Origin of the sequence: Methanobrevibacter smithii ATCC 35061, assembly GCF_000016525.1 — an archaeon.
Lineage (GTDB): Archaea > Methanobacteriota > Methanobacteria > Methanobacteriales > Methanobacteriaceae > Methanocatella > Methanocatella smithii.
This window is the reverse complement of the sequence record NC_009515.1, coordinates 1023469-1043631: the sequence shown is the minus strand read 5'-3', so window position 1 is coordinate 1043631 and position 20163 is coordinate 1023469. Positions and strand designations below refer to the sequence as shown.

The following is a 20163-nucleotide window of genomic DNA, read 5'->3' as shown; positions in this document are numbered from 1 at the left end:
TGTGGTATGAATATTGATGCAAATTCTCGGGTTAGTTTTTTGTGATACAAAAAGAGTTCAGTTAGGTATTAACTAGCTGGACATACTTTTTGTATTTGGTTAAAATCCATAATCTGACCTTTTAACACTTTAAAACTGGTTATGTGTCCATTTTTATATGGGCACTACTTCTATTTTTAAATTTTAAAATTAAAAAGAATTATTAAATACAATTTTTAAATGTATATCTGATTGGTGATTTTTATGGATCCTATAGATATGACTGTTACAGATTTAAATTGTGAATATTTAGGTTTATCAAGACTTTGTTTAATGGAATCTGCAGGAAAATCTCTCGCAGAAGAAGTTGGAAAAATAGCTGTTTATACATTTTCAAAACCTGTTAAAATAATTATTTTCACAGGATCGGGAGGAAATGGGGGAGACGGTTTTGTAGCAGCAAGATATCTTTTAAACAGAGGATATGATGTTGATATTTATATGTTAAAAGATAAAAACGGAATTCATTCAGCTGAAGCTAAAACTAACTATGAAATACTTGAAAACATGAAACCTCGCTTTTCTCATTTGACAGTTCATAATCTAAATACAATTGAAGATATTGATAACTGTGAAGTAGCAAATAGTGACAGCTTTTCAGAGTTTATCATTATAGACGGAATTTTGGGAACTGGCATTAATGGTAAATTGAGAGAAAACATTAAAAGAGCTATTGAAGTTATAAACACTTCCAATGGCCTGACAATTAGTGTTGATGTTCCGTCTGGTCTTGACCCGTTAACTGGCCAGATACATGATGTAGCAGTTAAACCCCAGTATACTGTAAGTTTTCATAAAGTAAAAACAGGAATTCACAAGGCTGGTGAAGAAAAAGTTGGGGGAATTGTAACCTGCGATATAGGAATTCCGATTGAAGCAGAATACTTTATAAATTATGGGGACATGATTAAACTTAATAAAAGATCTTTAAAATCACACAAAGGAAATAACGGTAAAGTTTTAATTGTTGGTGGCAGTAAAGAGTATTCAGGAGCTCCGAGTATTGCAGGACTTGCAGCTATTGGTGCAGGAGCAGATTTGGTATATGTAGCAGCTCCGGAATCTGCAGCTTTGGCCATTTCAACACATCCTGATTTGATTGTAAATTCGCTAAAAGGAGATTACTTAACTACAGAACATGCAGGAGAAATTTTGGAAATAGCTGAAAAGGTTGATGCTGTTTTATTAGGTCCTGGAGCAGGTATCAATAATGAAACCGGAAAACTGTTAAATATTTTGGCCAGTAAAATTAAAAAACCATTAGTTTTAGATGCAGATGCTCTAAAACAGGTCAAACCTCAAATTATTAAAAATAGGGATGATGTAATTTTAACTCCTCATATTTTTGAGTTCAAGTCATTTTTTGGCAAAGATATTAAATTAGATTTGGACAGCTATGATTTTGCTGAAGTTGATGAAAATATTTCAGAGTTTCAGCAAGTCGTAAGACAGATTAACGGTGCTGTTGTGGTTAAAGGTGCAATAGATTTGGTGATTCAGAAAAATAAATTTAAACTTAATAAATCCGGAAATCCAGGAATGACTGTTGGAGGAACAGGTGATGCATTGGCGGGAATAGCTACTTCATTACTATCTAAAGGTTTGAATGCATTTGATGCAGCTACTTTAGCTATTTTCATTAATGGTCTTGCAGGAGATGAAGCATATCTGGAAAAAGGTTATGGATTTGGAGCTACAGATGTAGTTGCACATATCGGAAAGGTAATTAAGGGATAATATGGATTATGTTAAAGGTATTTTTAAAAACAGGCCTAACAGATTCATAGCTGAAGTTGAAGTTGACGGAAAAATTGAAATAGCTCATGTGCCTAATACCGGAAGATGTAAAGAGCTTTTGGTTGATGGTGCTGCAGTTTATCTTAAACCTTCTGATAATCCGAAAAGAAAAACCAGATTCACTCTTCATTTTGTTGTAAACAAAGGGGAGCTGGTGTCACTTTACTCGCAGGAAGCCAATAGTATTGTGTATGATGCAATATTAGATGGCAAAATAAAAGAGCTTCAGGGTTATTCATATCACCAAAGGGAAAAACAGGTTGATGATTCAAGAATTGATATATACTTAGCTAATCAGGAAGATGACTGCTGCGGAATGGAGTTTTTAGTTGACAGCTGTTATATTGAGGTTAAGGGAGTAACTTTAATAGTTGACGGTGAGGCAAGATTTCCGGATGCACCAACTGAACGGGGAGCAAAACACTTAAAAGAATTAATTAAGCTTAAAAATGATGGAAATCGTGCTGTAGTATTTTTCTTAATCCAGCATCCTGCAGGCAATGATTTCAGACCTAACTGGGAAAATGATCCTAAGTTTTCCCAAACTTTAGTTGAAGCTGAAAATGCAGGTGTTGAAATACTTGTCTATAAATGCAATAATACTCTTGAAGGTATTGAATTAGTTCCTAAGTCTTTAGATTATGATTTAAGTAGAAAATAATATATTTTACAGTAATAGATATATTATTTTATATTATTTTTTTTAAAAAAATTTGGTGAATATATATGGAAAAGAAAAATATAATTATAGTTCTTGGAATTGTTGTAGTAATATTAATTGTTGCATTGGCTGCAATTATGTTAGTTAATTCTTCTGATTATGAATCAAAAGAGTATAATTCTGCTATTGTTGAAGGGGCTTGTTTTAATATTCCTTCCGATTTTGTGTTGAACTCAACTTTTTATGTATGGAAACTTAACTGATGATGAGATTAGGGAAATGGTAAGTATTGATGAAAATTATGTTGATGAAGAATATTATGATGATGAGGGATATACAACAGATGTCTTTTTTGATAATTTTACATCTACTGGAACAGGGGAGATAATGATTAGTGCAGTTCCTATTGATGTAACTAAAGAAGAATTTGATGAAGAATGGGCTAATATTCCTTCTTTAATGTCTGAAGAATTCAGTGAAGATATTCCTGGTTTAGATGTATCTTCTGCGATTCAAAAAACCCATTCTAATGTTACAGGTTATGAAATATCTATGGTAAACTCAACTAATTCTAATGAAAGTGTAGTATTATTCATGTTTTTTGATGGGGATATGATGTTTACAGTTACAACCTCTCAAAATGGAACTCAGCCAGTTATAAATCTGGATGACTTATTAGCTAATATTACTCAAGAACCTGTTAAGCAGTATATTATGTGAGTGTAGTTAAAATCTGCACTTTCTACTTTATTTTAGCTAATGTTTCTCTGATAGCCTCATTAATTACTAAAGTAGCTAGATTATCGTAGTCTGTCTGGCTTTTGTTAATTAAAACTAAATTTTTGCCTTTGAAATAATTTATAAGTCCTGCTGCAGGATATACGACAAGTGATGTTCCACCAACAATTAAAGTATCTGCAGACATAATGTATTGGGCTGATTTATTTAAAATATTCATATCCAGTGCTTCTTCGTATAAAACAACATCAGGTTTTATAATTCCTCCGCAGGTACAGTGAGGGATACCTTCACTTTCTAAAATAAAGTTCAGATCATATTTTTTTTTACATATTTCACAGTAATTTCGATAAACAATTCCGTGAAGCTCCAATACGTTTTTGCTTCCTGCCTTCTGGTGTAGGCCATCAATATTTTGTGTAATTATTGCCTTTAATTTCCCTTCCTTTTCTAATCTGGCCAGAGTATAATGTGCAGGATTAGGCTCTGCTTCTGGAAAAATTAAACAGTCTTTATAATAGCTAAAAAACTTATCCGTATGTTCTAAGTAATAGCTATGTGAAACTAATCTCTCAGGTGTATCGCCATATTTTTCCAGGCTTTTAAAAATTCCGGATTCACTTCTGAAATCAGGAATTCCACTTTCAGTTGATACTCCTGCACCTCCAAAAAATACAATATTGTCTGAAGCATCTATAATCTCTTGCAGTTTTTCTATTTTGTTCATAGTATAGCATTATTTGCTATGTAATATATAGTTTTCAGTTAATTTTATAATTTATAAAGATTACATATATTAAATAAGTTGAATTATTTTAAATTCAACTTTTCTGTGGAGTGGGTTAAAATGAGAGAGTTATTTGAGAAAATGATTGATGAATCAATGGCTGCTCAAAGAGCCGACATTGACACAATTAAGAAAAAACGAGGGACTGATTTTAAAATAAAAGATGCAGAACCTTATGTTAGAGTAGCATCAAAAATGGAGGCTATTGATAATCAGGCTCAAAGTGTGTTTGATTTACATGTAAATTCTGTTAAAACACATTTTGATACATTGTGCAGTCTTACAGATACTGTTATACCTGAAGATGATCCTTTTGTTGAGCATTATCAAACTCCTCCGGTTCTTGAGATATTAACTGAAGAAGATGCTGGTTTTTCAGATAGCTTAGATAAATTTATAGATAAGATAGCTTCATGTGAAGCATTAATTGGAAAAGAAGTTATAAGACGTTATGGAGGTTTTTATGGTCCTACATGTGTTGTTGATTTTGCTTTAATTCCTGGAAGTACAAGTAATGTTGTTAATCAAATACTGTTAGAAACAGATATTCCTGAAAATCATAAGCAAGCTATTTTAGCTGCTAAATCATGGGGTATGAATACTTCTTATGGTGTTGGGGAAGCTTTTGCTAATGCTTTGGAAGGCGGTTCAACAGCTGCCGAAGCAGTTAGTGAAGAAATAGCTACGTTACAAAACATATATAAAAACCCAATTGAAGCCCAAGGCCAGCTTATGGATAATGCAGGTCACTCTTCTTTTGATGTAAGAAAATATATGAATTCCTATAAGAAAAAAATGAGAAGTACAGTTATTGCAGCAATGGAAGATGATGTCCACTATGGTAATATTTTAACTGTTCCTGCATACTGTGTAGGTGATATTGCTCATCATATTTCTCAGTCAACATTCAATATGTGTAAGGATGACATGACGATGGGAATTATTGAGGCTACAACAGATGTTATTGAAACATCATTAAGAGATAATTTAGACAATTTTAAAAGCGTATTTGATGTATTGTCACTTGCTACTGGTTCATCAGCATGTGCAACTGAGTATATTCTTGAATTAGACGGTTTCAATGCAGTTATGATTGTTGATTTATTGACTAAACGTTTCCATAATTTTGTTCAGCAGTTTCCAACAAGAGGTGCTGCTGCAGAGCTGCACAACTGTGACTTTATGGACATGATTTACAGAGGTTGGGGATTTTTAGACAAAGCTAGAAAAGGAAGAGCTTCTGAATCAGGTATATTAAAACCATTAGTTTCTGGTTTTGAAGTTAATTTAAATTCTGTTGAAGAAAATGAAGTGATTATGAACCCTCAAAGGTATGCATATCCGGCATGTGCAATTTCTGTAAGGTTCTCTTCTTTAATGAGATTGGCAGATTATCCTTGTTTGCTTACCAGTGAACCAATAACTGCAACTATGATGACAAATATCATGGCTCTTAATAAAGAAGATGCTGGATCTCCAGTTAAAGGTTGTAAGAATTGTGCGTCTGCTTCATTAATTGATTTCAGACATGATTTCTGTCAGTGGAAAGATGCAGTATAAAGTAGGTGTGTTATATGGCGCCATGCGGTATTGGAAAAAAATTCATTGCTGAATTGCTTGGAACATTTTTCTTAGTATTTTTTGGAACAGGTTCTGCAGTTATCACATTGATGATATCAGAATCAGTTAATCCAAATAATGTGGGCATTGGAATTTTAGGCGGTTTGGGAGATTGGATAGCTATTGCACTGGCATTTGGTTTAACTGTAATGGTTTGTATCTATCTTTTTGGAAGAATTTCAGGAGCTCATTTAAATCCTGCAGTTACAATTGGATTGCTGCTTAGTAAAAATATTTCTTTAGCAGATTCTGTGTATTATATTGTAGCTCAGATAATCGGAGCTTGTTTCGGAAGTTTAGCAGTATTTTTATGTTTAGGAATGCCTTCAGTAGTTGTTGGAGGTTTAGGTGCAACTGCTCCTGGCATGGGTGTAAGTTATTTACAAACAATATTTGCGGAATTTATTGGAACTTTCTTTTTAGTGCTTGTAATAATGGGTGTTGCTGTTGATAAAAAAGCTACTCCTAATTTTGCAGGTTTATCTATTGGTTTTACAGTAACTGCAGTTATTATCTTTTTAGGACCATTTACTGGAGGTTCTATAAATCCTGCACGTACATTTGCTCCTTATTTGATGGATTATTTGGTTGGCGGAATAAATCTTTGGATATATTTCCCAATTTATTTAATAGGTCCAATTGCAGGAGCTATTGCTGCAGCATTGGTATATACTTATCTGGCTAAAGACAATGATGTTTGTGAAATACCTGGACCATTTAATTAGTTGCTATTAGTTGATAGTAACTAATTTTTATTTTTTTTTAAAAAAAGTAATTTAAGATAGCTGTTTAAGCTATCTGTTAAGTTTTTGATAGTTTGCAGCCTGCAAACCGTGGTATTTGATCATACCTTCAACTTCTCTTTGATCAGTTTCTTTATCTTCAAAAGTAATTTGTTCAATACTGTGTAAGCTGAAAGGAGATTCTCTGGTTAATGGTGCAATGGAACCTTTAAAGAGTTTCATTGTAACTTCACCACTTACTCTTCTTTGCATATGGTCAATAGCTTGATCGATATCTTCTCTTAAAGGTTCTTGCCATAATGCTCTGTATACTAAATCAGCATAAAGTGTACTCATGTACTCTGCAAATCTTAATTCATCAGTAGTAAGTACTAATTCCTCTAATGCCTGGTGAGCCGCAATCAGTAATTTAGCACCTGGAACTTCATAGGTTTCCCTACTTTTAAGTCCGATCATTCTGTTTTCAATAGTATCTACTCTACCAATACCATTTTCACCAGCAATTTTATTAGCTTCTTTAATAATGTCAATAAGGGGCATCATTTCTCCATTTATAGCTACTGGGATACCTTCTTCAAATTCAATAGATACTTTTTGAGGGGTGTCAAGTGCATCTTCAGCAGAAGCAGTCCATGCATAAATTTCTTCAGGAGGTTCATTTGCAGGATCTTCTAAAATATCCCCCTCAATGGATCTTCCCCAAATGTTTTCATCAATACTGTAAATTTTATCAGAGTTTAATTTGATGCCTTTTTCAGCAGCATAAGCTTGTTCTTCAGTTCTTGTTAAGTTTAATTCTCTGATTGGTGCAATAATATCTAAATCAGACATAGCTAAAATAACAGCTTCAAATCTGAATTGATCGTTTCCTTTTCCAGTACATCCGTGTGCAATAGCTGTTGCTCCTTCTTTTTTGGCAATATCGATAATTTTTTGAGCAATTAAAGGTCTTGCAAGTGCAGTACTTAATGGGTATCCTTCATATTCTGCATTTGCTTTTATTCCTCTAGCTATGTATTCATTTGCAAATTCTTCTTTAGCATCAATAGTGTAGTGTTTATAGCCGCCTATTTCTTTTGCCATTTTTTCAGCTTTAGCTATTTCTTCATCGCCTTGTCCTACATCTACACATGCAGTAATAACTTCAACATCATATTTTTCTTCTAATAATTTAACACAAACAGAAGTGTCTAATCCACCACTGAATGCAAGAACTACTTTGTCCATTTGATCACCATAATAAATATTATAAATTAATTTCTATTTTTAATAGTATTTAATATTAATTTAAAATCAGTGTTTTTAATTTATCAGTTAATTTTGTAATTTATTTTTTCTTTGTTTGTTGCAAATTTGTTTTATATTTTTAAAATCTAATTTTTTTCCATTTTAGAAAATTATTTTGATTTTTTTAATTAAATAATGTGGGAAGTGTCTTATTATATTGTTTCATTAATTAAAAAGTATGTTTAAGAAAAGAAAAATTATTTATTATATTAAGTTAAAATAAATGTAAAAAAATATTTGATATGTGGGAATATGAACAGAAGAAAAAAACTGATTATACTTATCCTTATTGTATGTATTATTGGGATATTTGCATTTGTAGGAAGTTTCTTTTTAGGAGGTCCTAGTCTGGCTTCAGGTGATAAAAACATATTGGTCCTGGCTAGTGACAAAGATGAACAGCCTGGTGGTGGTGTAGATATGGCATACATGGTTAAACTGGAAAATGGAACTATAGCTAATTATACTCCTGTATATCCTGGTGGAATGACTCATCCTACAAAACAAGCTTTAGGTGGTCTTGAAGGGCCAATGCGTCTTCATGACTGTCTGTGGGATGGCCCGGAACAGGGTATGGAATATGCAAAGGAAATTGTAGAAGCTAATACTGGAATGCATGCTGATGCAGTAGTAATTATATATGATGACGGATTGGATGCCATTATAGATTCAATTAGGCCACTTAAAGTTGACGGGGTTGAAACGGATCTTGGTGCAACAGATATTGTAAGACAAAATGATAATTACTCTGGATATCATGGAAGGGATGATGGAATAACTGGAAATATGTCCAGGGGTGATGCTGTAATGGTGTTAGTTAAAGCACTTTCTGAAGCTTCTAAAGATCCAGTTAAGAAAAGTACAATGACCAAGGTAGCTCTAGAAGAATATTCTAAAGGAAATATTGTAATGTCTCCAAGTGGTTCTTTTGTAAAATTACTGACTACAAAAGGTTTTGAAAGCATTTCATAAAAATATTATAATTTCTTTGTTAAGTTTAATAAAAAATAGTTTGACAGAAGAGAACTCTTAATTGGGGTCTTATAATTGAGGTTGAAAAGTTATATGGGTTTTACATTTAAGAAAAAATCCCCCCAATTAAGAGTTAGAGATTCAAAAGTATGTTGGTACTTTTTCTCTCTACTATTTACTTGGTATGTTCTGGTATATAAAAGTTTAGGTATGCCTAAAATTTATCAACAAATCATTTTTTGCACAAAATTTAATTAATTTCGAGTATGTGGAATTTCCTTTTAAAGTATTTTTATTGCCAATTACTATTAATTTTCTTTTAGCTCTGGTAATTGCCACATTAAGTCTTCTTAAATCTTTTAAAAATCCAATATTTCCATTTTTATTACTTCTTACAGTTGAAATGATTATAATTTCCTTTTCACGGCCCTGAAAACCGTCTACACTTTTTACTTCAATGGGGATTTTGTCCTGGATTAAATTGACTTGATCTGCATAGGGACTTATAATTCCAATATCCTTTGGATTAATTCCAGTTCCCAGGTAAAATTTAGCTATTGAAGTAGCAATGGCCGCTTCGCTCTGGTTGATAATGGATTTGGAATCTTTTAAATGTTTTTCTTCATTGTTTTTTAAATTAGACGTGTCAATGAATAATAGAGGTTTCAAATTGTTGTGCAGCTGTTTTTCAACATCACTTTCTTTTAGACGGGACAACTCTTCCGAATCAATAATTTCGTCAAGATTTATATCATCAACACTGGAATCGCTTTTCAAATTGCCATTGTAAAATTCTGAATTTGGAAACTTCATTAAAAAGCTATTCATTCTATACTGAACATTCAGTAAACTTGCTTTATTGGGATATTTTTTAATTAACTCTTCAAATAAGGTTTTTTCAAGAAAATGTGCTTTTTTACTTATTATCGTTGGGGGCAATTGTTTATGATCACCTGCAAGAATAAATCTTCTGGCCTTGGATAATGGAATTAAAATGCTTGGAATTGTTGCCTGGGAAGCTTCATCTACAATTACCACATTAAACTTTGTTCTGGCTATTTCTTCAATAGCTGCTGTGGAGTTGGTTGATAAAATAATGTCACTGCTGTTAATAATATCTTTAACTATTTTATTTTCAAGTTTTTTAATTTTGTCATGAATTTCACTAATTTTTTCATTTTCTAAAAGCCAGTTAGCCATGGATTCCATTTTGGAAGAATTTATTCCACGTCCACCTTTGCCTTTTGATGCATTATAAAGAATATCTGAATCACTAAATCCTCTGCGATATTGAGGAGTTGGTTTGGTGAATCGGTCTCTTGTTTCGCTTATTTGTTCTATCCTTTTGTAATTTTTATTAATTTTACCGGTCAATTGATGATTTTCAGCTTTATAAGCCAGAGAATATGTGATATTTTCTTTTGAAACTCTTTGGGGATGGCCTAATCTTGTAATTTTTAATTTTTTATTTTGGGATAGTCTGTCTAATATGTTATCAACTGCACTATTGCTTTCAGCTGTAACTAAGACTTTATTGTTCTGCCTTACTTCCTGTTGGATTAACTCAACTAATGTTCTTGTTTTTCCTGTTCCAAAAGGACCGTGTATTAAAAAGAAATTTTCAGTATTTACTGCATTTCTAACAGCATTTTTTTGAGACTCATTAAGGGATTTGTCTATAAAATCAATATATTTTTCTTTCTTGTTTTCTTTAGGGTCTCTTTTTTTCAAGGAGTATTCAAGAGCATTTTTCCCTTTTGTGTTTAAATGCAGTAGGTTATCTTCCATTCGTCTGAAAGTAACATCATTTGCATATAAATCAATTCTGACTTTCTTTTTAAGAGCCCATTTTGGAATTGATTTTTCAAAAGCTACTTTAATAAATCTGGCACCTTTTTCAACAACTGTTCCTGTTAAATCGCTTCTTAAAGGATAACCTGTACTAATTAGAACCATGTCTCCAACACTGATTTCTGTTTCGATTTTTTCAGACCTTCCGAACTGTACAATTTGAGAACCCAACTGTTTTCCTAAATATTTTCCTTTTACTTTATTGATGGCTCTTCCTAATGATTCTCTTTTCTTTGGAGACAAATTTTTTATTTCATTAGTCATTAATTCAATTTCGGCATCTCTTTCATAATTTATAAGCTTAATTAACTGTTTGATATATTTTTTCAATTTTATCCCTTAAATTATACTTTGTGTCATAATATAAATAAAAGTTTTAAAGTAAATATTAAGTAATGAATTTTGAAGTACTTGATGATTTTAACGGTTTGAAAATGAGTTTTATTTCAAACAATTCTGGGGGCTACATCTCTAAAAATAAATATCTTTTTGAAAAAATAGAATTGACTCATTTAAATCAATTTATTTTAGAACAAGCTGTTTTTGGAACACCTATATTTAAATTGGGAAGTGGTGGAGTAAATATTTTAATGATTTCTGGAATTCATGGCAATGAGCTTCCTTCACAATTGGCCAGTTTAAGGTTATTAAATGAATTAATCAATACTAAATTAGAGAATACTGTTTATATTATTCCATTTGCAGCTCCAAAAGCTACTATGAATAATGAAAGAACTTTAAATTCAAGAGATTTAAACAGGTCAGCACATATTAAAAATTCATTAAGTAATTTAATCATGCAGGCTATTGATGAGTTGGATGTTAATTTTGTTGGTGATTTTCATTCAACAGCTAAAAATAGTAATCCTGGATTTGAATCAGTATTTTCAAGCAGAAATCCTTCTCCAGAAAGCTGTTTAATAGCCAATTATATTTCAGCACAAATGGGGAGTAAAGTAATCAGCTTTGAATTTGCAGGAAAAATTTACAAAGGAGCAGTTGAAGATGTTTGCAATTTAAAAGGAGTTCCTGCAGTTACTGGTGAGGTTTTATCTCCATTTGCTTTAGTTGGAAAAGGCAGTGATGAAAAATCTTTAATGCAAATGAAAAGTTTTTTATCTTATTTTGGAATTTTTTTTAAAAAATAATGATTCAGTGCCTTTAATTTAGATTGTTATTTTCATTTTCAAATAAACTATTTTTTTAAATACTTTTCAAATGCTATCGCTATTAATTTGTAATATTAACTTATAATTTAAAGTTAAGGTGATTTTTTGTCTTCATATAAAGGACACACAATATTTGCATTGATTTTGGCTTTAATGTTTTTTAATAATCCTCTAATTATTGCCTTAAGTGTAATTGGTGCTAATATTCCTGATTTTGATCATAAATTTAAAAAAGATAATGTCTATAAGATGATTATTTTGGGATTGATAGTGTTTATATCTCTTTATATCTTAAAATTGCCTTATTATTTAGGTTTAATAATAGTATTTTTAGGAACTGTCTTTTATTTTTCCCAGCACAGAAGTTTCACTCACTCTATTTTTGGTGTACTTACATTAACTGCGACAGTTTCTTTAATACTTATTTGGGCCTATGAAATTCTTATGGATATAACAATAATTCCTACATCTTATTTGTTTATGGCTATTCTGATAGCTCTTTTAAGCTTTTTATTTCTGAATAAGAAACTGCTCTTAATATTCTTGCCATTATTTTTTATTAGTTTATTTTTATTTGGAACACTATCTGTAAATTATGTTGAAATAGCTGTAGGATTGTTTTTAGGATTATTAAGTCATATTGTTCTGGATTCATTCAGTCCTTCCGGAATAAAGTTATTCGCCCCATTATCTTCTAAAAAGTCCCATAAACAATTTGGAACTTTATCTATAGTACTTTTGCTCATATTAGCTATTTATTTAAGAAGGTTTGAAATAATCATGTTGATGCAATACTTTTTTCCAAATATTTATTTTTCATAATGTGGGATTTATTTGATTAAATTAGTTTCTTTTAATATCTTTTTTTAATTGCTAATAATAGCTTTGATATTCCATATAAAACTGGTAATTCTATTAAAGGTCCAATTACCAGTCCAATTAATATTAATTGACTTTCAGGAAATGAATTTACTGCAATAGCTAGGGCTAATGGGGAATTTCGAGCTAAAGTGGTCATTGTCAGACTTGTATAGTTTTCATAATTAAATTTCATATTTTTAGCTACTATAAAATCTAAGATAAAATTTATGATAAAAAACAAGATTAATGGAATGAATATTAGTAAAATTGAGTTTAAATTATTAAAAACAATTCTTCCTTCGCTATTGAATATTCCAAATACTGCAATAGCTAGAAATATTGTCTGATACTTTGAAAAAAGTTGGGTTATTTTTTCATTTATTTTTGTTTTGTTTTTTAAGATGTATTTTGTCAGCTGCGCTAAAATAAAGGGGATTACAATAACAATTAAAATTGAGTAAGCTAATTCATAATAATTCATGGAATTGCTGGTTGAAAAGAAGATTATTAGATATATTGGCAGTAATACAATCTGAAGTATTAAATTTATTGGAAGTATTGAAAAACTCAAATTTAAATTTCCTTTTGCCATTTTTGTAAATACTAAGTACCAATCAGTACATGGGGTTAGTATAAGCATAAAAAACCCGATTAAGATATCTATATTTCCTTTTAAAAATAGAACTCCCAGAAAATATCCTAGAAGCGGTGTCCAGATAAAGTTAATTATTAGGCTTGCGGATGTGAATTTAACATTTTTAAAGCTATTTTTTAAATCTTTAAGCGGAACTTCCAGAAACAGCCCATATAACATTAAACATAAAAAAATAAAGTTATTAAAGATCCACTATTGGATGTTAAAAGAGGGAGGTTACTTAATCCAAGCCCTAACAGAATGGCTAAAAAGATTATTGCCGGTTCAGCTTTTTCTAAAATTTCCATTTACATCACTTTTTTAGGTGTATCTAAATTTTTGTATTTGTTGTTATTAAATCTTTCTATTTTAAAAATGAGCTTTATGATTTGTTTAAGTGATTATGCATGTGATGTAAATTTTTTAGATTAATTGTAATTATTTTTAAATAATTTGGGAAAAATTTATAGTTAATTTTTGTTTATCAATTACTTTCTTAAATTTGAATAATTTTTTATTGCTTCAAATTTAAATGCATACATTTATAATAAATAATCATGATAATTAATAATTGTTTATGTAGTCAATTTTATATTTTATTATTTTGACTTTTTAATCTACGAAATGGAGCTTATTTAATGTTTTTAACTAGACTAGGTTATGGGATTATTTATTTCTTAGACCTTATTTATGAAATACTTAAAGCAACCTTTGATGTTGCGTTTAATGGAATTATGAGACAAAATATTGATCCTGTAGTTGTAGAAATCGAGACAGTTTTAGAGAGACCTGTTTCTCAAACAATTTTGGCTAACAGTATTTCTTTAACTCCGGGAACTTTGTCAGTTGATTTGGATTCTGAAAATAACATTATTAAAGTAGCTGCTATTTCTCCAAGAAGTAAGGAAGATATTATTCCTTTTGAACCATATATAAAGAAGATGTTAGAGTAGTTTTCTTTATATGTTTAAATAATTGTTGAGTGGGATAGTAATGGACATATTATTTATTTCAAAATATTTTGTGGTTATTGCATCAATGATAATGATGCTTGCTGCGTTAAGGGCAAGTGCTTATAAATCTACAACAATGGGGCTTTTAAGCAGTTCTGTTGTAGTTGTAGCTTTTGCATTATCTTTACTTGTTGTTGGGGATATGTATGACATATCATTCTTTAAAGATATTTCATTAGCTTTAGTGCTTTTTGGATTTATAGGGACTGTTGCTTTTGCTGTTACACAAGGGGGAGATGACTAATGTTTGCAGTTGAGTTGATTCAGTCTATTCTTCTTATTATTTCAGCTATTTTAATGATAATATCTGCAATTGGATTTTTAACCCTGGATAAAAATATGAATAATTTGATTTATGCAAGAATTCATATTGTTGGTGTTTTTGATGTTGCATTTATTATAGCAATGATTGGGTTGCAACAATATCTTTTAGCAGGTATTTATTTAGTTATAGCACCATTTACAGCACATGCAATAGCTAATGCTTTTTATAACTCAGAAGATAAAGTAAATAATTTAAAAAATAAAGAAGTGGAAGTTGAAAGTTCAGACGATGAAAATCCGTTTGTTCATAATATAAATAAAGTTAAAGAAATGGAAAATAAATCAGATGAGAGTAATGAGGATAGTATTAAATTTTCTATTTCTACATTAGAGATTAGTGAGGATGAATAAGATGTTAAGTATTATATTAATGATTATTACAGTTTTAAGTGCGATTCTTGCTCTTATTCAAAAAGATTTGTTAAAAGCAGCAATTTTAACAGGATTTTCTGGTGGTGCTCTTGCAGTGCTTTTCCAACTTTTACTTGCTCCGGATGTTGCTTTAACACAAGCTATTGTTGGTGCAGCTATTGTTCCTGTATTTTTAGTATTGGCTGTTAAGAAAACACAAAGGGATGGTTCCTGATGGCATATATGCAATTAGCAGCATTATTTACTGCAGGAGCATTGGTAGTTGTTGGTCTTTTTGCAGCTATTTTCATTGATAATATTGTAAAGAAAATAATTGGTATTAGTTTCATTGAAGAAGGTGCAAATTTATTTATTATAGCTATTGGATACAAACCTGGAGGAGTAGTTCCAATTTTGATGCCTGGAATGTCTCCGTCATGGTTTGCTGTAAACTCTGCTTATCCATTGCCTTTTGGATTGGTACTTACCAGTATTGTAATCGGTGCAAGTACATTGGCTGTAATGTTGGCTATTGTAATGGTTATTTACAAGAAATACGGAACTTTAAGTACAAAAGTACTGTTGGCTGATACATCTAAACAGGAGGAATACGATGAGTAACTATTTGATTCCTCTTATGGTAGTAGTTCCTATGCTTTGTGCAATACTTGTAAATGCTTTTGCTAAATTTAATAAATCTATTAAAGTATTAACATTTGTAGTTGCTATCTGTTTACCGATTATTCCATTGCTTTCCAATTATGGATTGCACTTCTTTGGAGGATATACTCCGATGTTGGATAATGCAACTGGTGTAATTTATCATCCGGCTATTACTTATGCTTTTGACATGCTGCAACAGATATTCATAGCTGCAGTAGGTTTAATAACATTTTTAGTAGCTTTTATTTACTTGTCAAAATATAAAAAAGCATCCGGACAGTATTTGTTCTTATTGTTCATGGGTACAGCATCTGTAACTGCATTAATGCTTACTGATGATATATTTAACATGTTTGTATTCTTTGAGATACTTGCATTGGTTCAAGTAGGTATTGTAATTGCGTCTCCTATGGATTACAGTTATGAAATGGCTCTTAAATATATGATTTTAGGATCTATTGGAAGTCCGATAATGCTTTTAGGAATCGGATTCTTACTTGCAAGTACTGGTAATATTAACATTTCTGATATAATTGTGGCTCTTCACAATGGAACTTTAAGTTATACCTCCCCAGTATTTTTAATGTCATTTGCTTTAATATTCTTCGGATGGTTATATGCTTCAGGTTTGCCTCCGTTCCATATTATAAAATCCGGAATGTACAGTAAAGCAGAACCTCATGGTGCAGCTTTGCTTCAAACATTTACGGTTATTTCAATGATTTCAATTGTATTGATAATGTTTAGAATATTCCATGAATTGCCAATATTTGAACTGTTATTGGTTTTGTTTTCAGTATTGGCTATGATTCTAGGTGTTTCACTGGCTTTAACTCAAACAGACTTCAGAAGAATGATTGGTTATTTGGCAGTTGGTGAGCTTGGTTTTATCGGTTTAGGTATTGGTCTTGGAACTCAATTTGCAATTACTGCAGGTCTTTTCCAGGCACTTAATGAAATAATTACTACTGCATTATTATTTATAGGATTCGGACTTATTGCTTATGTAACTAAAGAGGAAGACACCCGTAAATTGGGAGGATTGCTTGCTTATCATCCGAAAGTTGGTTTAATGCTTTTATTTGGTGGTTTGGCAATGGCTGGTGTTCCTCCATTCAGCGGATTCCAAAGTAAATTAATGCTTGTTCAAGCTTCATTAAGTTGCGGATATCCGGAATTATCCATTCTTGCGGTTATAGTAAGTATAGCTACATTTGTTGTATTTGTTAAAACATTCTATGGAATGTTTTTAAGACCAAAACCAAAAGGTTTGGAAGTCCCTGACAAGGAGGTTCCTAAATCAGCAGTATTTGCAATGGTTGTTTTATTGGCTTTAATTATTATATTGGGTCTTTGCCCAGGTCTTGTTACAAATGGAATTTATGAGTTTGTAGGAGGTATTTTATGAAACTTTATGATCAAATTTTCAATGTTGTAAAGGATTTTAGAAAATTCTTTTCTCCAGGTCCTGTAACTAATGCAGATGTTTCTGGAAGTATTACATCTGAAATATTATTGATTGTTTCATTAGTGTTGACATGTTTATTATTGAGACATGTTCATATATTGCTTTCAGGGCTTGTTACTTTGATTGTTCTTGTTGTTTTAATAAAGAATATGCCATTAATTCCTAAATTTAAAATAGAGCAGGATGATTCATTGGATAAAATGATATTTTATGCAGTAATGGTGCTGGGAATAGTTGTGGTATTTGTTTACTGGGGTGGTAACCTTGTCTAACAGTATTAAAACTTTAGTTGCATCAGTAGTGGCTGTATTATTTTCTATATCTTTATTTGATGCATTATTTAACTTAAATAAAGTCATTGTTCCTGGTGTAAGTAATATTTACAATGCTTTAGGTACCAGCATATCTCCAAACTTAATTACTGTTGTAATTTTTGATTTTAGAGGTTATGATACCTTAGGTGAGTCTATTATATTACTGACTGCAGGTTTAGTTGTTTTACTTGTATTTGGTAGAGGAAGATTAGGGGGTAAAGAAGAATGAGTCAGAATAGTGTGATTTTAAAGTTGATAGCTTTACCTATTGCAATTTTTGTATCATGTATGGGAATAATGACTATTTTGGGAGGACATATAACTCCTGGAGGTGGTTTCCAAGGTGGAGCTATGATTACTGCAGGTGTTATTCTATGTATTTTGGTGTATGGATTAGATAAATCCCCAATAAATTTTTCTCATAATTTTGTAGATATTGTAGAAAGTTTCGGAATTTTGGTTTATATTGGTCTTGGTCTTGTAGGTTTATTCTTTGCAGGTGCTTTCTTGTATAATGTAGGAACAGATCTTTCAGGAGTAGTTCCAGGATTTGTAAGAACAATTTTCCATTATCCTGATGTAACAAATGCAGGAATAGTCCCGTATTTAAATATAGTTGTTGGATTAAAAGTGTTTGTTGGTTTAAGTGCAATTGTTATAGCTTTCATGGGATTTAAAAAATTTGAAGAGGAAAACTGAGGTGAACATATGTTAAATTTAGGAGCGATAATATTTGGATTTTTATTTGGAGTTCTTATAGGTTCTCAAATTAAAACTAAATCTATGGATACACAGTTCACTTTAGCATCATTTGTAATAATTTTCATTGTAGGTTTAGTTTCTGCATGGCAATTAGGTCCGTTTCCATTTTACACAGATATGCCAATAGCTTCAGGATTTTTCTTTGCATTAATTGGTATTTTTGTAGGTAAATTATTATTCGGAAGAGGAGATTGAGGGGTTTATAATGTTTGTATCAACTAATACATGTGATGGAAAAGGGGAATGTATTAAACAGTGTCCTACAAAAGCTATTCGTTTAATTAATGGAAAAGCTTTAAGTTGCCTTACTTGTGGTTTATGTTATAAAAATTGTCCAAGTAATGCAATATTCATTAATAGCTATGGGGGTTATGTTGTAGACAGAGCCAAATGCAGCGGCTGTGGGATGTGTATGTATAACTGCCCTATAGATAATATTAAAATTGAAGATGGGATTGTTTATGGTATTTGTTCACGTTGCGGAGTTTGTGAAGAAGCTTGCCCATCAAATTCCAGGATTGACAGCTTTAGATTAACTGAAGAAAAACAGTTGGAGTTTATAAAATCTTTAAGCAATGCATTACCAACATATAAAGGAGTACCTCATAAGCCTAGTGAAACAACAGAGGTAACCAGAAGCTATTTCACAACAGATTATGACAGGTGTATTTATTGTGGAAGATGTGAAAAGTACTGTCCGACAGGTACAATCCAGGTAACTTTAGATAGGGATGAAGGTATTTGCAGTGATTGTGGACTTTGTAGTGATGTCTGTCCTAATGGTGCAATGAATAAAAACCACATTGTTAATAAAAGCACATGTACACTTTGTTTAAATTGTTTGAAAGCATGTCCTCATAATGCAATATCTATTGGGAAGTTTAAAATAAATGTAAATCATATTAATCAAAAACCGGAAGGTTCAATTATCTCTTGTATTAATTGCGGATTATGCGCTAGTTTGTCTGAAAATGATTCTTTGAGATATGAAGATTCAAAATTAAGATATGATCCAACAGAAGATATTGGAGAAAATATACCAAAAGCACATAAAATAGCTATTGATTCTTGTCCGGTAGCTACATTAAAAGAAGATGATGAAATGCTTCTTGTTAATGAAATAACTGGCGAAGAACAAAACACACTTGCCGGATTTTGCGTATCCTGTGGAAACTGTGTTAAAGTCTGTGAAAATGATGCAAGGTTGTTTAAAGTAGCTACTTGGGATGGATCAATAACTGATGAATGTATTTCATGTGGAATATGTTGTGAAGTATGTCCTAAGGAAGCTATTACTCTACATAGAGGAACAATCTCTGTTGATTTAGATAAATGTATTTTATGTGAAAACTGTGGTGTGTACTGTCCAGTTAATGCAATTCCAAGAACTACTATGCATAAAAAAGAGATTGTTGATGGATTCTGTTTCATTGAACAGCAATTATGTATGCACTGTGGTTTGTGTTATGATATTTGTCCATATGATGCAATTAATAAAAATAATGGCAAATTTGAAGTAGATGAAGACAAATGTAAATATTGTGGAGCATGTAAAAACGCCTGTCCTGCAAATGCATTTATGTTTGAGAGAAATTTTAAAGATTCTATAGAGGAGATCTAAATGAGAAACATGCTTAAAATAGCACTGGAAGGAGCATTCACTAACTTTAAAAGAATATTTTTCGCAGCAGATAGAGTTACTGACATGGAAATGCGAAAACAGATAAGTACACTTTCTGTTAAACCGGCAAAAAAAGTAGATGAAGATGCCTGTATTGGTTGTGGAGGCTGTGCCAATGTTTGTCCAACCAATGCTATTGAAATGAAGAAATTAGCATCTCCGGTAAAATTGACTGACAGCTGGACAAAAACAGAAGTTCCTGAATTAAATTCGCTAAAATGTGTGGTATGTTATTATTGTCATGATTTCTGCCCTGTATTTTTATTATATGGTGAAAAAGGAACTATCCATCCAAATACTGTTGGAAATCAGGAAGTGGATGTTTCAGAACTTATTAATCAGCCAGTTAAAATATCTGATGATAAATTAAAAGTTATTTCACAGTATCTTTCAGATAAAACAATATTAAAAAATAGAGAGGATTAAGG

General features: G+C 31.3%; 24 protein-coding genes and 1 pseudogene. 21 read left to right on the top strand and 4 right to left on the bottom strand.

The genetic code is table 11. From position 1 onward, the window contains the following. Positions 1-243 precede the first annotated feature (243 nt). The 4 genes from MSM_RS05480 (at position 244) to MSM_RS05465 (ending at position 3217) form a co-directional block, all read left to right on the top strand. On the top strand, positions 244-1776 hold the full coding sequence (locus MSM_RS05480; protein ID WP_011954284.1) for a bifunctional ADP-dependent NAD(P)H-hydrate dehydratase/NAD(P)H-hydrate epimerase: 1533 nt from the start codon (positions 244-246) through the stop codon (positions 1774-1776). A gap of 1 nt (position 1777) precedes the next feature. Beyond that, positions 1778-2497, top strand: coding sequence for a DNA/RNA nuclease SfsA (gene sfsA / locus MSM_RS05475; protein WP_011954283.1), 720 nt, complete (start codon positions 1778-1780; stop codon positions 2495-2497). A 65-nt stretch (positions 2498-2562) separates the two neighbouring features. Next, complete coding sequence (locus MSM_RS05470; RefSeq protein WP_011954282.1) at positions 2563-2760, top strand: hypothetical protein; 198 nt, start codon at positions 2563-2565, stop codon at positions 2758-2760. Further along, on the top strand, positions 2741-3217 hold the full coding sequence (locus MSM_RS05465) for a hypothetical protein (protein ID WP_011954281.1): 477 nt from the start codon (positions 2741-2743) through the stop codon (positions 3215-3217). Before MSM_RS05470 ends, MSM_RS05465 begins: the two co-directional genes overlap by 20 nt. Positions 3218-3239: 22 nt before the next feature. On the opposite strand, the gene MSM_RS05460 is transcribed toward MSM_RS05465, so the two are convergent. Next, positions 3240-3962, bottom strand: coding sequence for an NAD-dependent protein deacylase (locus MSM_RS05460; RefSeq protein WP_011954280.1), 723 nt, complete (start codon positions 3960-3962; stop codon positions 3240-3242). A gap of 120 nt (positions 3963-4082) precedes the next feature. On the opposite strand from MSM_RS05460, the gene MSM_RS05455 reads away from it, so the two are divergent. After that, entirely contained in the window at positions 4083-5582 is a 1500-nt protein-coding gene (locus MSM_RS05455) for a DUF2193 domain-containing protein (protein WP_011954279.1), read from the top strand. 14 nt (positions 5583-5596) lie between these two features. Beyond that, the gene (locus MSM_RS05450) at positions 5597-6367 is read left to right on the top strand and encodes an MIP/aquaporin family protein (RefSeq protein WP_004035869.1); all 771 of its coding nucleotides are present in this window, start codon (positions 5597-5599) and stop codon (positions 6365-6367) included. A gap of 69 nt (positions 6368-6436) precedes the next feature. Here MSM_RS05450 and MSM_RS05445 read toward each other — a convergent pair whose 3' ends face one another. Then, a complete protein-coding gene (locus MSM_RS05445) occupies positions 6437-7612 on the bottom strand; it encodes an argininosuccinate synthase (protein WP_004032850.1) in 1176 nt (391 codons plus the stop codon). A gap of 312 nt (positions 7613-7924) precedes the next feature. Between MSM_RS05445 and MSM_RS05440 the strand changes: the two genes are divergently transcribed. Beyond that, entirely contained in the window at positions 7925-8644 is a 720-nt protein-coding gene (locus MSM_RS05440; RefSeq protein ID WP_011954278.1) for a DUF4012 domain-containing protein, read from the top strand. 204 nt (positions 8645-8848) lie between these two features. Here MSM_RS05440 and MSM_RS05435 read toward each other — a convergent pair whose 3' ends face one another. Next, positions 8849-10825, bottom strand: a complete 1977-nt coding sequence (locus MSM_RS05435; RefSeq protein ID WP_011954276.1) for an IGHMBP2 family helicase — start codon at positions 10823-10825, stop codon at positions 8849-8851. A 65-nt stretch (positions 10826-10890) separates the two neighbouring features. Between MSM_RS05435 and MSM_RS05430 the strand changes: the two genes are divergently transcribed. Beyond that, a complete protein-coding gene (locus MSM_RS05430) occupies positions 10891-11643 on the top strand; it encodes a succinylglutamate desuccinylase/aspartoacylase domain-containing protein (RefSeq protein ID WP_011954275.1) in 753 nt (250 codons plus the stop codon). A 126-nt stretch (positions 11644-11769) separates the two neighbouring features. Then, on the top strand, positions 11770-12486 hold the full coding sequence (locus MSM_RS05425; RefSeq protein ID WP_048058622.1) for a metal-dependent hydrolase: 717 nt from the start codon (positions 11770-11772) through the stop codon (positions 12484-12486). Between the two features lie 31 nt (positions 12487-12517). Here the strand turns inward: MSM_RS05425 and MSM_RS05420 are convergent. Continuing rightward, positions 12518-13467: pseudogene (locus MSM_RS05420) on the bottom strand (arsenic resistance protein). A gap of 330 nt (positions 13468-13797) precedes the next feature. Here MSM_RS05420 and MSM_RS05415 point away from each other — a divergent pair. The 12 genes from MSM_RS05415 to MSM_RS05360 are packed head-to-tail and all read left to right on the top strand — an operon-like array spanning position 13798 to position 20161. Next, positions 13798-14112 carry a monovalent cation/H+ antiporter subunit E gene (locus MSM_RS05415; RefSeq protein WP_004032857.1) on the top strand — a complete coding sequence of 105 codons (315 nt, stop codon included), beginning with the start codon at positions 13798-13800 and terminating at the stop codon, positions 14110-14112. Between the two features lie 40 nt (positions 14113-14152). Beyond that, on the top strand, positions 14153-14416 hold the full coding sequence (locus MSM_RS05410; RefSeq protein ID WP_011954271.1) for a monovalent cation/H+ antiporter complex subunit F: 264 nt from the start codon (positions 14153-14155) through the stop codon (positions 14414-14416). Further along, positions 14416-14847: a cation:proton antiporter gene (locus MSM_RS05405; protein ID WP_004032859.1), complete on the top strand. Its 432-nt coding sequence runs from the start codon at positions 14416-14418 to the stop codon at positions 14845-14847. The genes MSM_RS05410 and MSM_RS05405 overlap by 1 nt, the downstream gene beginning before the upstream one ends. After that, entirely contained in the window at positions 14840-15082 is a 243-nt protein-coding gene (locus MSM_RS05400) for a DUF4040 domain-containing protein (protein WP_080513221.1), read from the top strand. The genes MSM_RS05405 and MSM_RS05400 overlap by 8 nt, the downstream gene beginning before the upstream one ends. Beyond that, the gene (locus MSM_RS05395) at positions 15082-15468 is read left to right on the top strand and encodes a cation:proton antiporter subunit C (RefSeq protein ID WP_004032861.1); all 387 of its coding nucleotides are present in this window, start codon (positions 15082-15084) and stop codon (positions 15466-15468) included. The genes MSM_RS05400 and MSM_RS05395 overlap by 1 nt, the downstream gene beginning before the upstream one ends. Continuing rightward, positions 15461-16918: an energy conserving hydrogenase EhbF gene (ehbF, locus tag MSM_RS05390; protein ID WP_011954269.1), complete on the top strand. Its 1458-nt coding sequence runs from the start codon at positions 15461-15463 to the stop codon at positions 16916-16918. Before MSM_RS05395 ends, ehbF begins: the two co-directional genes overlap by 8 nt. Continuing rightward, the gene (locus MSM_RS05385) at positions 16915-17250 is read left to right on the top strand and encodes a hypothetical protein (RefSeq protein WP_004032863.1); all 336 of its coding nucleotides are present in this window, start codon (positions 16915-16917) and stop codon (positions 17248-17250) included. Before ehbF ends, MSM_RS05385 begins: the two co-directional genes overlap by 4 nt. After that, positions 17243-17521: an energy-converting hydrogenase B, subunit H, EhbH gene (locus MSM_RS05380; protein WP_011954268.1), complete on the top strand. Its 279-nt coding sequence runs from the start codon at positions 17243-17245 to the stop codon at positions 17519-17521. The genes MSM_RS05385 and MSM_RS05380 overlap by 8 nt, the downstream gene beginning before the upstream one ends. Next, the gene (locus MSM_RS05375) at positions 17518-17991 is read left to right on the top strand and encodes an MnhB domain-containing protein (RefSeq protein WP_004032865.1); all 474 of its coding nucleotides are present in this window, start codon (positions 17518-17520) and stop codon (positions 17989-17991) included. The genes MSM_RS05380 and MSM_RS05375 overlap by 4 nt, the downstream gene beginning before the upstream one ends. Positions 17992-18000: 9 nt before the next feature. Next, positions 18001-18249 carry a hypothetical protein gene (locus tag MSM_RS05370; RefSeq protein WP_004032866.1) on the top strand — a complete coding sequence of 83 codons (249 nt, stop codon included), beginning with the start codon at positions 18001-18003 and terminating at the stop codon, positions 18247-18249. A gap of 10 nt (positions 18250-18259) precedes the next feature. Next, positions 18260-19675, top strand: a complete 1416-nt coding sequence (locus MSM_RS05365) for a 4Fe-4S binding protein (RefSeq protein WP_004032867.1) — start codon at positions 18260-18262, stop codon at positions 19673-19675. Then, positions 19676-20161 (top strand): 4Fe-4S binding protein, encoded by a 486-nt coding sequence (locus MSM_RS05360; RefSeq protein ID WP_004032868.1) that lies wholly within the window; start codon positions 19676-19678, stop codon positions 20159-20161. Positions 20162-20163: the final 2 nt, after the last annotated feature.